Genomic DNA, 12,774 nt, shown 5'->3' with positions numbered 1-12,774 from the left:
GAGTTATCACTGTGCAAAATGTTGATGTTGCCATCGTTGGCGGCGGAATGGTTGGGCTGGCGCTGGCCTGTGGATTACAGGGCAGCGGCCTGCGCGTGGCCGTGCTGGAGCAAAAGCAGCCCCAGCCTGTCGCATCAGATGCTCCGCCGGAACTCCGCGTGTCGGCGATTAATGCGGCCAGCGAAAAGCTTTTGACGCGTCTCGGCGTCTGGTCAGATATCGTCGCCCAGCGCGCCAGCTGCTATCACGGCATGGAAGTGTGGGACAAAGACAGCTTTGGCCATATTGCCTTTGATGATGAAAGCATGGGCTATAGCCATCTGGGGCATATCATAGAGAATGCGGTGATCCACCACGCGCTGTGGCAGAAAGCAGAGCAGTGCAGCGACGTGACGCTGGTTGCGCCTGCGCAGATCCAGCAGGTGGCATGGGGCGAAAACGAGGCGTTTATCACCCTGCAAAGCGGCGACATGCTGACCGCGCGTCTGGTGGTCGGTGCCGACGGCGCTAACTCCTGGCTGCGCAACAAGGCTGATATCCCGCTAACGTACTGGGATTACCGCCATCATGCGATGGTGGCAACGATCCGTACTGAAGAGCCGCACGGGGGCGTTGCGCGGCAGATTTTCCACAACGACGGCATACTGGCGTTCCTGCCGCTTGCCGATCCGCACCTGTGCTCGATAGTCTGGTCCCTGGTGCCGGAGAAAGCGCAGCAGATGCAGGATGCGACGCCGGAGGCCTTTAACCAGGCGCTGTGCGTGGCGTTTGATAATCGCCTTGGCCTGTGCGCGCTTGAAAGCGAGCGGCTGGTTTTCCCGTTAACCGGCCGCTACGCGCGTCAATTTGCCGCGCACCGTCTGGCACTGGTGGGGGATGCGGCCCATACCATTCATCCGCTGGCCGGGCAGGGCGTTAACCTCGGCTTTATGGACGCGGCGGAACTGGTGGAAGAACTGCGTCGCCTGCACCGTGAAGGTAAAGATATCGGCCAGCATCTGTATCTGCGTCGCTACGAGCGCAGCCGCAAGCACAGTGCGGCGATGATGCTGGCAGGAATGCAGGGCTTCCGCGAGCTGTTTGCCGGGGCAAATCCGGCGAAAAAACTGCTGCGCGATATCGGCCTCAAGCTGGCCGACACCCTTCCCGGCGTCAAACCTCAACTTCTTCGTCAGGCAATGGGTCTTAACGATCTTCCCGACTGGTTACGCTAACCTCGATCCCCGTCACACTTTATTTTCCCGGCCTCTGCGTCGGGGAAATCCCCTCGTTTGAAATATTCTAATTCCACGCCATTTTTCGCATTAGTTATTCTCATGTCGTGATTTTCACGTGACGGAAATTCGGCCCGTTTTTCCGCACGAAATATCACCATGTGCTAAATCCTGTTAGATCATTGTTAATTTTGTGCGGGGTTAATCGCATTTTTCCAGTGAATAACTCTGTAGGCTTTTCAGCGTTTTTTGGTCATAAGCTAATGTGATGACCCGTTTTACCTTATGGTTAACCGCCGGTTTCGGTGGTAAGTTCAGGTAAAAGAGAACGTTTGCGTCGGCATTCGGGAACGAGGCCGATACCGGGTTTCACGGTGAATTTTTCAACGAGGACAAGATGGCTCAACAGACTCCTTTGTACGAACAACACGTGTTATGCGGCGCCCGCATGGTGGACTTCCATGGCTGGATGATGCCGCTGCACTACGGCTCGCAGATAGATGAGCACCACGCGGTGCGCACCGATGCCGGTATGTTCGACGTGTCCCACATGACGATTGTTGATCTGCGCGGTAGCCGCACCCGGGAGTTTTTGCGTTATCTGCTGGCAAACGACGTCGCCAAACTGAAGACGCCGGGTAAAGCGCTCTATACCGGCATGCTGAATGCCTCGGGCGGCGTGATTGACGACCTTATCGTCTACTACTTCGCTGAAGATTTCTTCCGCCTCGTTGTAAACTCCGCCACCCGCGAAAAAGACCTCTCCTGGATCACCCAACACGCCGAACCTTATGCCGTCGACATCACCGTCCGTGACGATCTGTCGCTGATCGCCGTGCAGGGACCAAACGCGCAGGCAAAAGCCGCCTCTCTCTTTAACGACGAGCAGCGCACCGCCACCGAAGGCATGAAGCCGTTCTTCGGCGTGCAGGCGGGGGATCTGTTTATCGCCACCACCGGCTACACCGGTGAAGCGGGCTACGAAATTGCGATGCCGAACGAGAAAGCTGCCGATTTCTGGCGTGCCCTGGTAGAGGCGGGCGTGAAGCCTGCGGGTCTGGGCGCGCGCGATACGCTGCGTCTGGAAGCGGGCATGAACCTCTACGGTCAGGAAATGGATGAAGGCGTCTCTCCGCTGGCGGCCAACATGGGCTGGACCATCGCGTGGGAACCGGCTGACCGTGACTTTATTGGCCGTGAAGCGCTGGAGATGCAGCGCGAGAAGGGCACCGAACAGCTGGTGGGACTGGTGATGAAGGAAAAAGGCGTGCTGCGCGGCGAGCTGCCGGTGCGCTTTACCGATGCTGACGGCAATCATCGCGAAGGCGTGATCACCAGCGGTACCTTCTCCCCGACGCTGGGCTACAGTATTGCACTGGCTCGCGTGCCGGCAGGCATTGGCGAAACGGCGGTAGTGCAAATCCGCAACCGCGAAATGCCGGTCCACGTGACCAAACCGATTTTTGTTCGCGCCGGTAAGCCGGTCGCCTAATCATTTTTATCAGGAGAACTTCAATGAGCAATGTGCCAGCAGAACTGAAATACAGCAAAGAACACGAGTGGCTGCGCAAAGAGGCGGACGGCACTTACACCGTCGGGATCACCGAGCACGCGCAGGAGCTGCTGGGCGACATGGTGTTTGTTGACCTGCCTGACGTGGGCACGACCGTTAGCGCGGGCGACGACTGCGCCGTGGCGGAGTCCGTAAAAGCGGCGTCTGACATCTACGCACCGGTAAGCGGCGAGATTGTTGCGGTCAACGATGCGCTGAGCGATTCGCCAGAGCTGGTCAACAGCGAGCCTTATGAAGGCGGCTGGATCTTCAAGATCAAAGCCAGCGACGAATCGCAAGTTGCCGCGCTGCTGGATGCAACCGCGTACGAAGCACTGTTAGAAGACGAGTAAGCCATTATCCCTCTCCCCTTTGGGGAGAGGGTAGGGCGAGGGGAACAGACGACACCCTCACCCCAGCCCTCTCCTTAAGGAAGAGGGAGAAAACACATTCACTGCACGTATCAGGAACCATCGCTCATGACACAGACTTTAAGCCAGCTTGAAAACCGTGGCGCCTTCATTGAACGTCACATTGGGCCGGATGCTCAGCAACAGCAGGAGATGCTGAAGACGGTTGGCGCGGATTCATTAGACGCACTGATCGGCCAGATTGTGCCAAAAGACATCCAGCTTGCCACGCCGCCTCAGGTAGGGGAAGCCACCACGGAGTTCGCCGCGCTGGCGGAGCTGAAGGCTATTGCAGGCCTCAACAAGCGCTATAAGTCTTACATTGGCATGGGCTACACCAACGTGCAGTTACCGCCGGTTATCCTGCGCAACATGCTGGAAAACCCGGGCTGGTACACCGCTTACACCCCTTATCAGCCAGAAGTCTCCCAGGGGCGTCTGGAAGCGCTGCTGAACTTCCAGCAGGTGACGCTGGATCTGACCGGTATGGATATCGCTTCCGCCTCACTGCTGGATGAAGCGACCGCCGCTGCCGAAGCGATGGCGATGGCAAAACGCGTGAGCAAGCTGAAAAATGCTAACCGCTTCTTCGTGGCGGCGGACGTGCATCCGCAGACGCTGGACGTGGTGCGCACCCGTGCAGAAACCTTCGGCTTTGAGGTGATCGTCGACGACGCCGACAAAGTGCTGGATCACCAGGACGTCTTCGGCGTGCTGCTGCAGCAGGTGGGTACCACCGGCGAAGTTCACGACTACGGCGCGCTGATTGCCGAGCTGAAATCCCGCAAAGTGGTTGTCAGCGTTGCCGCCGATTTTATGGCGCTGGTGCTGCTGACGGCGCCGGGCAAACAGGGCGCGGATATTGTATTCGGCTCCGCGCAGCGCTTCGGCGTGCCGATGGGCTACGGCGGCCCGCACGCGGCGTTCTTCGGCGCGAAAGATGAATTCAAACGCTCCATGCCAGGCCGTATCATTGGCGTGTCAAAAGATGCTGCCGGTAATACCGCGTTGCGCATGGCGATGCAGACCCGCGAGCAGCATATCCGCCGCGAGAAAGCGAACTCCAACATCTGTACTTCCCAGGTACTGCTGGCAAACATCGCCAGCCTGTATGCGGTATTCCACGGCCCGGCTGGCCTGAAACGCATTGCCAGCCGCATTCACCGCCTGGCCGATATTCTGGCCTGCGGCCTGCAGCAGAAGGGCCTCAAGCTGCGCCACGCGCACTACTTCGACACCCTGTGCGTGGAAGTGGCAGACAAAGCCGCCGTGCTGGCGCGCGCGAATGCAGCAGAAATCAACCTGCGCAGCGACATCCACAACGCGGTCGGCATTACGCTGGATGAAAGCACCACTCGCGACGATATCCTGAGCCTGTTCAGCGTGTTGCTGGGCGACGCACACGGTCTGGACGTTGATACGCTCGACAAAGAGGTCGCGCTCGACAGCCGCTCCATTCAGGAAAGCATGCTGCGCAATGACGCGATCCTGACTCACCCGGTGTTCAATCGCTATCACAGCGAAACCGAGATGATGCGCTATATGCACTCTCTGGAGCGCAAGGATCTGGCGCTGAACCAGGCGATGATCCCGCTGGGCTCCTGCACCATGAAGCTGAACGCCGCGGCAGAGATGATCCCGATTACCTGGCCTGAGTTCTCCGAACTGCACCCGTTCTGCCCGCCAGAACAGGCGGAAGGCTATCACATGATGATCAACCAGCTTTCAGACTGGCTGGTGAAGCTGACCGGTTACGACGCGCTCTGCATGCAGCCGAACTCCGGCGCGCAGGGTGAATACGCGGGCCTGCTGGCGATCCGTCACTATCACGAAAGCCGTAACGAAGGCCACCGCGATATCTGCCTGATCCCAAGCTCCGCCCACGGCACCAACCCGGCCTCAGCCCAGATGGCGGGCATGGAAGTGGTGGTGGTCGCGTGCGATAAGAACGGCAACATCGATTTGGCCGACCTGCGTGCGAAAGCCGAGCAGGCGGGCGACAAGCTCTCCTGCATTATGGTGACCTACCCGTCCACCCACGGCGTGTACGAAGAGACCATCCGTGAAGTGTGCGAAGTGGTGCACCAGTTTGGCGGTCAGGTATACCTCGACGGCGCGAACATGAACGCTCAGGTGGGCATTACCTCTCCGGGCTTTATCGGCGCGGACGTGTCGCACCTGAACCTGCATAAAACCTTCTGCATTCCGCACGGCGGTGGCGGCCCAGGCATGGGACCAATCGGCGTGAAAGCGCACCTGGCACCGTTTGTGCCGGGGCACAGCGTGGTGCAGATTGAAGGCATGCTGACCCGTCAGGGCGCGGTCTCTGCGGCCCCGTTCGGCAGCGCATCAATTCTGCCAATCAGCTGGATGTACATCCGCATGATGGGCGCGGAAGGGCTGAAGCAGGCGAGCCAGGTGGCTATTCTGAACGCCAACTACATTGCGACTCGCCTGAAGTCCGCCTTCCCGGTGCTCTATACCGGCCGCGACGGTCGCGTGGCGCACGAGTGCATTCTGGATATTCGTCCGCTGAAAGAGCAGACCGGCATCAGCGAGCTGGATATCGCCAAGCGTCTGATCGACTACGGCTTCCACGCGCCAACCATGTCGTTCCCGGTTGCGGGGACGCTGATGGTGGAGCCGACCGAGTCTGAAAGCAAAGCCGAGCTGGACCGCTTTATCGACGCGATGTTGGCCATCCGCATGGAGATCGACCGCGTGCAGGACGGCGAATGGACACTGGAAGATAACCCGCTGGTCAACGCCCCGCATACCCAGCACGAGTTGGTGGCAGAGTGGAACCACGGTTACTCCCGCGAGCTGGCCGTCTTCCCGGCAGGCGTGGCAAACAAATACTGGCCGACCGTGAAGCGTCTTGATGACGTTTACGGCGACCGTAATCTGTTCTGCTCCTGCGTGCCGATGAGCGAATACCAGTAATTATTTGCCATACTGTAGGCCGGGTAAGCGTAAGCGCCACCCGGCTTTTTTTTATCTGGAGGTTGTGAATGGCAATTGCACTGGTCACCGGCGCGAGTCGGGGCATTGGGAAAGCCACCGCGCTGCAGCTGGCACGTGAAGGCTACACCGTGGCGGTGAACTATCACCACAACATTAAAGCCGCGACGGACGTTATCAATCAGATCGTTGAGGCCGGCGGTAAAGCGTTTGCCGTGCGTGCGGACATCAGCGACGAAGCTCAGGTGCTGGCGATGTTTGACAGCATCGATCGTGAAGGTGAGCCGCTTCGCGCGCTGGTCAATAATGCAGGCATTCTGTTTGAGCAATCCACCATCGAGAATCTGTCCGCAGAGCGCATTAACCGCGTGCTGGCGACCAACGTCACGGGCTACTTCCTCTGCTGTCGTGAAGCGGTGAAACGCATGTCCATCAAGCATGGCGGCAAGGGCGGGGCGATTGTGAATGTCTCTTCCGCCGCGTCTCGTCTGGGCGCGCCGGGTGAGTATGTCGATTACGCTGCTTCCAAAGGCGCGGTAGATTCGCTGACAACCGGGCTATCGCTGGAGGTGGCGGCGCAGGGCATTCGCGTGAACTGCGTGCGGCCTGGGCTGATTTATACCGATATCCATGCTTCCGGCGGAGAGCCGGGGCGAGTGGATCGTGTGAAATCGTTACTGCCGATGCAGCGCGGCGGCCAGCCGGAAGAGGTGGCGCAGGCGATTGTCTGGCTGCTGAGCGAGAAGGCGTCTTACGTGACGGGCAGTTTTATCGAGCTGGCTGGCGGGAAGTAAACCCCTCATCCTAACCCTCTCCCCAAAGGGGAGAGGGAACTGCGCCCGGCGTTAAAGTTTCTCGCCGTTGCTGGCAATCACGCCTTTATACCACTCGAAGCTCTTCTTACGGGAGCGCGACATGTCGCCCGTGCCGTCGTCGTGCTTGTTGACGTAGATAAAGCCGTAGCGCTTGCTGTACTGACCAGTGGTGAACGACACGCAGTCGATGCAGCCCCACGGCGTATAGCCCATCAGATCCACGCCATCATGCGTGACGGCTTTGATCATCTCTTCCACGTGGGCACGCAGATAGTCGATGCGATAGTCATCGTTGATGCTGCCGTCTTCTTCCACCTTATCGTAGGCGCCGAAGCCGTTTTCAACGATAAACAGCGGCTTCTGGTAACGCTCGTAAAGTTCGCACAGGGAATAACGCAGGCCCACCGGGTCAATCTGCCAGCCCCAGTCGGACGCCTTCACGTGCGGGTTCGGCACGCTGCCTTCAAAGCCGGAAATGGCGTCACCTGTGCCGCCTTCCGCCTTCACCGCGTTGGTCATGTAGTAGCTGAAGCCTAAGTAGTCGCAGGTACCTTCACGCAGGATCTGCTCGTCGCCCGCCTCCATTTTGATGGAAAAGCCGCGGCGCTCCCACTCGTTCAGCACGTAGGACGGGTAGTAACCACGCAGTTGGACGTCGGTAAAGACATAGCGCTCGCGCATGGATTCCTGGGCGAACATCACGTCTTCCGGCTTGCAGGAGAATGGATAGAGCGCCACCATCGCCAGCATGCAGCCGACTTTCATCTCCGGGTTGATGCGGCGCGCGGCTTTCACCGCCAGGGCGCTGGCCACAAACTGGTGGTGCAGCACCTGGTACATGGTCTCTTCCGGGTTGTCATGTTCGGTGTAGACCACGCCCGAGCAGCAGTAGCCGAACAGCGGGGCGCGCCAGTTGCGCTGGTTGTTGATTTCGTTGAAGGTCATCCAGTATTTGACCTTGTGCTTGTAGCGCTCAAACACCACTTCCGCGAAGCGCACGAAGAAATCGACCACTTTGCGGTTGGTCCAGCTACCGTACTCCTGCACCAGGTGCAGCGGCATTTCGAAGTGGGAGAGGGTGATCACCGGTTCGATGTTGTACTTCAGCAGCTCATCGAACATGTCGTCGTAAAACTTCAGCCCTTCTTCGTTTGGCTGCGTTTCGTCACCTTTCGGGAAGATGCGCGTCCAGGCGATAGAGGTACGGAAACACTTGAAGCCCATCTCGGCAAATAGCTTGATGTCTTCTTTATAGTGGCCGTGGAAGTCGATGGCTTCGTGGTTGGGGTAGTATTTACCCGGCACCACCTCCTGCGTGATTTCGCGCGGCACGCCGTGTGCACCGCCGGTCAGCACGTCGCAAATGCTTGGCCCTTTGCCGCCTTTGTTCCAGCCGCCTTCAACCTGATGAGCGGCAACCGCGCCGCCCCATAAAAAATCTTTCGGTAAGGTTATTTTTTTCATCGCTGCTATTCTCAATAAATGGCTTATTGGCATTGAGTCTAGCAAAGCGAAATTGAATGTCACGATATAACAATTTGCGAAAATTGTGATTTGTCACATCGAAAAAACAGGGTGTTTTATTCCGTCAGTTTTTTCGCCAGCTTGCGTCCGAGAGATTCCAGAATATAAATGACGGGAATTTGCGTGGTGATATCGTAGACGCCGCCAATTCGCGTCTGGGGAACGTGCCAGGAGAGATTAAAGTCCGCCAGTTTTGCCAGGCGCGAGTGCTCGTGGCTGGTGATAGAGAGCACCTTGCAGTGATGCAGGCTGAACTGGCTGGCGAAGCGCAGGATCTCCTCGGTTTCGCCCGAGACGGAGAGCACAATCGCCAGCGCATTTTTCGCCATATCATTGGTAACCGGGAAATAAGGGTCATCAATATGATTACTGAATTTACCAATATTTGAAAAGAAGCGTGCGCCATATTTGGCCAAAGAGCCTGACGTGCCCGCCCCGACAAATATAATTCGCTCGGAAGACAAAATGATATTTACCGCGTCATTTAATAGCGCGTCGAACTCTTCATTATTCACGCTTTTAAAGAAGCTGATAATTTCGCTGGCGCCGAAATTTGCCTGCTGGGGCTCGTTCTGCTCAAGATAGAGCTTAAAGCGCACGCGAAATTCAGAATACCCTTCGCAGTTGAGCTTGCGGCAAAAGCGCAGGATAGTGGTGGTTGAGACGCCGGCCGCATCCGCCAGCTCGCGGATGGTCATGTACATCACTTTGTCCCGGTTTTTGATGACATAGTTGTAGACCATCATTTCCAGGTTATTGAGACTGGCAATGGCGGAGTGGGTGAACATACTCACAGTGGCAAAACTCTCATTCAGACCTCATTTATCCATCATATCATGCAGCCAGACGGCAGGAGCCAATTTTATGCCATTGATTAGTAACGCTTAAATTTTTATGTGAACAAATGTCAGGTGAATTTTTCGTTTATGTTTTTGATTTTAATTATAAAAATTTACTTTAAAATTATTTTAGCTAACAGGTGTTCACTGGAATCATTCTCAGTTAGCATAGTCATGCGATGAATAATCATCTTTAGTTTTCCCGGAGTTTAGTATGGCGAGCAGACCATTAATCGCACAGGGATATTCGCTGGCTGAGGAAGTAGCCAACAGCATCAGCCACGGCATTGGCCTGGTGTTTGGGATTGTCGGTTTAGTGTTATTGCTGGTACAGGCGGTGGATACCAATGCCAGCGCGATGGCCATTACCAGCTATAGCCTGTATGGCGGAAGTATGATCCTGCTGTTCCTGGCCTCGACGCTCTATCACGCGATTCCGCATCAGCGGGCCAAAATATGGCTTAAGAAATTTGACCACTGCGCTATCTATCTGCTGATTGCGGGTACCTATACGCCTTTCCTGCTGGTGGGGCTAAACTCACCGCTGTCGCGCGGCCTGATGATTGTTATCTGGAGCCTGGCGCTGCTGGGGATCCTGTTTAAGCTGACCATTGCGCACCGGTTTAAAGTGTTGTCGCTGGTCACCTATCTGACGATGGGCTGGCTGTCGCTGATTGTGGTGTATCAGCTGGCGATTAAGCTGGCGGTCGGCGGGGTAACGCTGCTGGCGGTGGGCGGTGTGGTCTACTCGCTGGGCGTTATTTTCTACGTCTGCAAGCGCATCCCATACAACCATGCCATCTGGCACGGCTTTGTGCTGGGCGGCAGTGTGTGCCACTTTTTGGCGATTTATTTGTACGTGGGGCAGGTTTAGTTTGTTGTCGGGTGGCGGCTTCGCCTTACCCGACCTGGATTTGCACCCGTAGGCCCGGTAAGCGCAGCGCCACCGGGCGATAGAGCATCACTCTTCCAGTGAATACGGTAGCGGCTCAATACTCAACGTATTCGCGTCGTCGCGCACGCGGAACACGCTGTCCGCTTCCATGTCGTTGTTCATTACAGCCTGTACCAAAAGACGGCCATCGTCCAGCTGGACTGCGGCTAACACGGTACCGGTGCGGCGCCAGTTGTCGCCCATCTTCAGTTCTAAGTCTTCTCCTGCTTCCGGTACGCGGCTGGCATGGCCTGCCAGTGTCCACAACGCGCGTTTGTTTGCCCCACGGAATTTTGCACGCGCGACCATTTCCTGACCGGTGTAGCAGCCTTTTTTAAAGCTGATGCCCCCCAGCGCCTGCAGGTTAGTTGCCTGAGGAATAAACTGCGCGCTGTTGGCTGCGTCAATTACAGGCAGACCCGCTTCGATGTTCAGCGCCAGCCACTGCTGGCTGTTGTTGAGCTGCGCTTCGCCGCGCAGCGCCTCGGTCACGCGTTCGGCTGTTGCGGCATCCGTGACTAACAGGAAGCGCTCTGCCGGGTGTTCAAACCACAGGATGGAAGTTGCGCCCTCGCTGACCACCTGTTTTTCTGCATCCGGCAGTTCAGCAAACAGGTTTTTCAGCGCCGCACGCGCCTGGAAGCCCGCCACGCCCAGCAGAACATGTTCGTCGTCCGGGGCGATGGTGACTTTGGAAAAGACCGCGTATTTTTTCAGTTCTTTGAGCTGCGCATCGCGCAGGCTACGGCGCTCAATAAAGGCAAAACCGTCCTGACGGCGGAAGAGACGCAGGTTGCTCCACATTTTGCCCTTAGGATCGCAGTGCGCGGCCAGCAGATGCTGGTGTTCAGTCAACTGCGCAACATCCGCAGTCACCTGACCCTGCAAGTATTTTTCGGCGTCGGCGCCGGAGAGGGTTGCCAGCGCCCAGTCATCAAGAGAAATAAGCGTCAGCGGCAGACGCGCAGAGGCGGCGGGCTGGCGAGGAGAAAATGGTGTAAAGGCCATAACGGTATCCTGAATTGCTTAACGCTTTGATAATGCCTAATGGTAAAAGAGCCTGCAGGCATTGCAAGCGCTTTCAGCAGACCATTTGTGCCATAAACGGGTTATGCGTAGCGCTACGCAAAATAGTGTAATCCGCTGTCTATGTAGGGATTATTCTGGAAGCCAGCTCGTCAAACGCAATATTCCAGTAATGAAACGGTCAAAAACACGTTACACTAGCTGGTGTCCCCGTAGAGAAATTAAGAACAGAAAACGGGGTACCGACTGTGCCAAACGTAATGCAGGAAACTGAACATGGATATTAACAACAAGGCCCGTATTCACTGGGCATGCCGTCGCGGAATGCGTGAACTTGATATTTCCATCATGCCTTTCTTCGAATATGAGTACGACAGCTTAAGCGATGATGATAAGCGTCTGTTTGTTCGCCTGCTTGAGTCTGACGATCCGGATTTATTCAACTGGCTGATGAACCACGGCAAACCTGCCGACACCGAGTTGCAACGGATGGTGCAATTAATTCAAACACGGAATCGGGAACGTGGTCCTGTGGCAATCTGATCTTCGCGTCTCGTGGCGCTCGCAGTGGATGTCTTTATTGCTCCACGGCCTGGTTGCGGCCATCGTTTTACTCATGCCGTGGCCGCTCAGCTATACGCCGCTGTGGCTGCTATTACTTTCGTTTGTTGTTTTTGACAGCGTACGCAGTCAGCGTCGCATTAACGCGCGTCAGGGTGAGATCAAGCTGCTGATGGATTCCCGCCTGCGCTGGCAGGGAAAAGAGTGGGATATTCTCGGTGTACCCTGGATGCTTAACGCCGGGATGATGTTACGGTTACGCAAAGTGGGGGGCGGACGTTGCCAGCACCTGTGGCTGGCGGCGGACAGTATGGACGCATCAGAATGGCGGGATCTGCGCCGGATGTTGCTGCAACAGCCGACGCAGGAGTAACGCGCGTTAGCTGAATTTTTCTGCCATTTCGCCGAGGATCTGCTCGCACCAGGCCTGCAGGCGCTCGTCGCTGAGATCGTACTGATTGGTTTCATCCAGCGCGAGCCCGACAAACAGCTCGCCGTCGGCAATAATCGGCTTTTTACTGGTGAATTCATACCCTTCGGTTGGCCAGTAGCCGATAAACGCCGCCCCTTTTGGTGCCAGCTTATCGTGCAGCATGCCGAGTGCGTCCAGGAACCATTCGCCGTAGCCCAACTGGTCACCCATGCCGTACATCGCAATAATTTTACCGTCGAAATTGACTGAATCGAGCTGATCCCAGATGGCTTCCCAGTCTTCCTGTATCTCACCAAAATCCCAGGTTGGGATGCCCAGAATCAGCACATCGTACTGCTCCATCAAGGCGACCGAGTCATCTTTCAGGTTATGCAACGTCACCAGTTCCGGGCCAATGATGTCGCGAATTTTCTCCGCCGCCATTTCGGTGTAGCAGGTGCTGGAACCATAGAACAGACCAATATTCATCGCGTAACTATCTCAATTCTTGCTATGACTTTGCGCG

The 12,774-nt window shown here is 56.5% G+C and carries 12 protein-coding genes; 8 read left to right on the top strand and 4 right to left on the bottom strand.

Annotation, left to right across the window (positions count from 1 at the left end; genetic code table 11):
- The first annotated feature begins 11 nt into the window (after positions 1 to 11).
- The 5 genes from ubiI (at position 12) to IM314_RS06805 (ending at position 6,931) form a co-directional block, all read left to right on the top strand.
- Positions 12 to 1,214 carry an FAD-dependent 2-octaprenylphenol hydroxylase gene (ubiI, locus tag IM314_RS06825; protein WP_193358460.1) on the top strand — a complete coding sequence of 401 codons (1,203 nt, stop codon included), beginning with the start codon at positions 12 to 14 and terminating at the stop codon, positions 1,212 to 1,214.
- A gap of 397 nt (positions 1,215 to 1,611) precedes the next feature.
- Positions 1,612 to 2,706 carry a glycine cleavage system aminomethyltransferase GcvT gene (gcvT, locus tag IM314_RS06820; protein WP_193358459.1) on the top strand — a complete coding sequence of 365 codons (1,095 nt, stop codon included), beginning with the start codon at positions 1,612 to 1,614 and terminating at the stop codon, positions 2,704 to 2,706.
- 23 nt (positions 2,707 to 2,729) lie between these two features.
- Positions 2,730 to 3,119, top strand: coding sequence for a glycine cleavage system protein GcvH (gene gcvH / locus IM314_RS06815; RefSeq protein ID WP_008499718.1), 390 nt, complete (start codon positions 2,730 to 2,732; stop codon positions 3,117 to 3,119).
- A gap of 126 nt (positions 3,120 to 3,245) precedes the next feature.
- Positions 3,246 to 6,119, top strand: a complete 2,874-nt coding sequence (gcvP, locus tag IM314_RS06810) for an aminomethyl-transferring glycine dehydrogenase (protein WP_193358458.1) — start codon at positions 3,246 to 3,248, stop codon at positions 6,117 to 6,119.
- Positions 6,120 to 6,187: 68 nt separating this feature from the next.
- Positions 6,188 to 6,931, top strand: coding sequence for an SDR family oxidoreductase (locus IM314_RS06805; RefSeq protein WP_028014327.1), 744 nt, complete (start codon positions 6,188 to 6,190; stop codon positions 6,929 to 6,931).
- 51 nt (positions 6,932 to 6,982) lie between these two features.
- Here the strand turns inward: IM314_RS06805 and bglA are convergent, their stop codons facing one another.
- Complete coding sequence (gene bglA / locus IM314_RS06800; protein ID WP_028014326.1) at positions 6,983 to 8,416, bottom strand: 6-phospho-beta-glucosidase BglA; 1,434 nt, start codon at positions 8,414 to 8,416, stop codon at positions 6,983 to 6,985.
- A gap of 116 nt (positions 8,417 to 8,532) precedes the next feature.
- Positions 8,533 to 9,264, bottom strand: a complete 732-nt coding sequence (locus IM314_RS06795; RefSeq protein ID WP_028014325.1) for a MurR/RpiR family transcriptional regulator — start codon at positions 9,262 to 9,264, stop codon at positions 8,533 to 8,535.
- A 265-nt stretch (positions 9,265 to 9,529) separates the two neighbouring features.
- On the opposite strand from IM314_RS06795, the gene IM314_RS06790 reads away from it, so the two are divergent.
- Positions 9,530 to 10,189 carry a hemolysin III family protein gene (locus IM314_RS06790; protein WP_023331242.1) on the top strand — a complete coding sequence of 220 codons (660 nt, stop codon included), beginning with the start codon at positions 9,530 to 9,532 and terminating at the stop codon, positions 10,187 to 10,189.
- A gap of 87 nt (positions 10,190 to 10,276) precedes the next feature.
- Here the strand turns inward: IM314_RS06790 and ygfZ are convergent, their stop codons facing one another.
- Entirely contained in the window at positions 10,277 to 11,257 is a 981-nt protein-coding gene (ygfZ, locus tag IM314_RS06785) for a tRNA-modifying protein YgfZ (protein ID WP_028014323.1), read from the bottom strand.
- A gap of 294 nt (positions 11,258 to 11,551) precedes the next feature.
- Here ygfZ and sdhE point away from each other — a divergent pair, with 294 nt between their 5' ends.
- Both sdhE and IM314_RS06775 read left to right on the top strand, forming a co-directional pair.
- Positions 11,552 to 11,818, top strand: a complete 267-nt coding sequence (gene sdhE, locus IM314_RS06780; protein ID WP_010435322.1) for an FAD assembly factor SdhE — start codon at positions 11,552 to 11,554, stop codon at positions 11,816 to 11,818.
- Complete coding sequence (locus tag IM314_RS06775; RefSeq protein ID WP_028014322.1) at positions 11,799 to 12,209, top strand: protein YgfX; 411 nt, start codon at positions 11,799 to 11,801, stop codon at positions 12,207 to 12,209. The genes sdhE and IM314_RS06775 overlap by 20 nt, the downstream gene beginning before the upstream one ends.
- Before the next feature lie 6 nt (positions 12,210 to 12,215).
- On the opposite strand, the gene fldB is transcribed toward IM314_RS06775, so the two are convergent.
- The gene (gene fldB, locus IM314_RS06770; RefSeq protein WP_041908355.1) at positions 12,216 to 12,737 is read right to left on the bottom strand and encodes a flavodoxin FldB; all 522 of its coding nucleotides are present in this window, start codon (positions 12,735 to 12,737) and stop codon (positions 12,216 to 12,218) included.
- Between the last annotated feature and the right edge of the window lie 37 nt (positions 12,738 to 12,774).

This window comes from Enterobacter cloacae complex sp. P42RS (genome assembly GCF_014930595.1).
GTDB lineage: Bacteria > Pseudomonadota > Gammaproteobacteria > Enterobacterales > Enterobacteriaceae > Enterobacter > Enterobacter bugandensis.
This window is presented reverse-complemented; position numbering and strand designations above follow the sequence as displayed.

Bases quoted from the DNA above. Each gene is read 5' to 3' on its own strand.
- gcvT (WP_193358459.1), top strand. From the start codon at position 1,612: ATGGCTCAACAGACTCCTTTGTACGAACAACACGTGTTATGCGGCGCC.
- gcvH (WP_008499718.1), top strand. From the start codon at position 2,730: ATGAGCAATGTGCCAGCAGAACTGAAATACAGCAAAGAACACGAGTGG.
- gcvP (WP_193358458.1), top strand. From the start codon at position 3,246: ATGACACAGACTTTAAGCCAGCTTGAAAACCGTGGCGCCTTCATTGAA.
- IM314_RS06805 (WP_028014327.1), top strand. From the start codon at position 6,188: ATGGCAATTGCACTGGTCACCGGCGCGAGTCGGGGCATTGGGAAAGCC.
- bglA (WP_028014326.1), bottom strand. From the start codon at position 8,416: ATGAAAAAAATAACCTTACCGAAAGATTTTTTATGGGGCGGCGCGGTT.
- IM314_RS06795 (WP_028014325.1), bottom strand. From the start codon at position 9,264: ATGTTCACCCACTCCGCCATTGCCAGTCTCAATAACCTGGAAATGATG.
- IM314_RS06790 (WP_023331242.1), top strand. From the start codon at position 9,530: ATGGCGAGCAGACCATTAATCGCACAGGGATATTCGCTGGCTGAGGAA.
- ygfZ (WP_028014323.1), bottom strand. From the start codon at position 11,257: ATGGCCTTTACACCATTTTCTCCTCGCCAGCCCGCCGCCTCTGCGCGT.
- sdhE (WP_010435322.1), top strand. From the start codon at position 11,552: ATGGATATTAACAACAAGGCCCGTATTCACTGGGCATGCCGTCGCGGA.
- fldB (WP_041908355.1), bottom strand. From the start codon at position 12,737: ATGAATATTGGTCTGTTCTATGGTTCCAGCACCTGCTACACCGAAATG.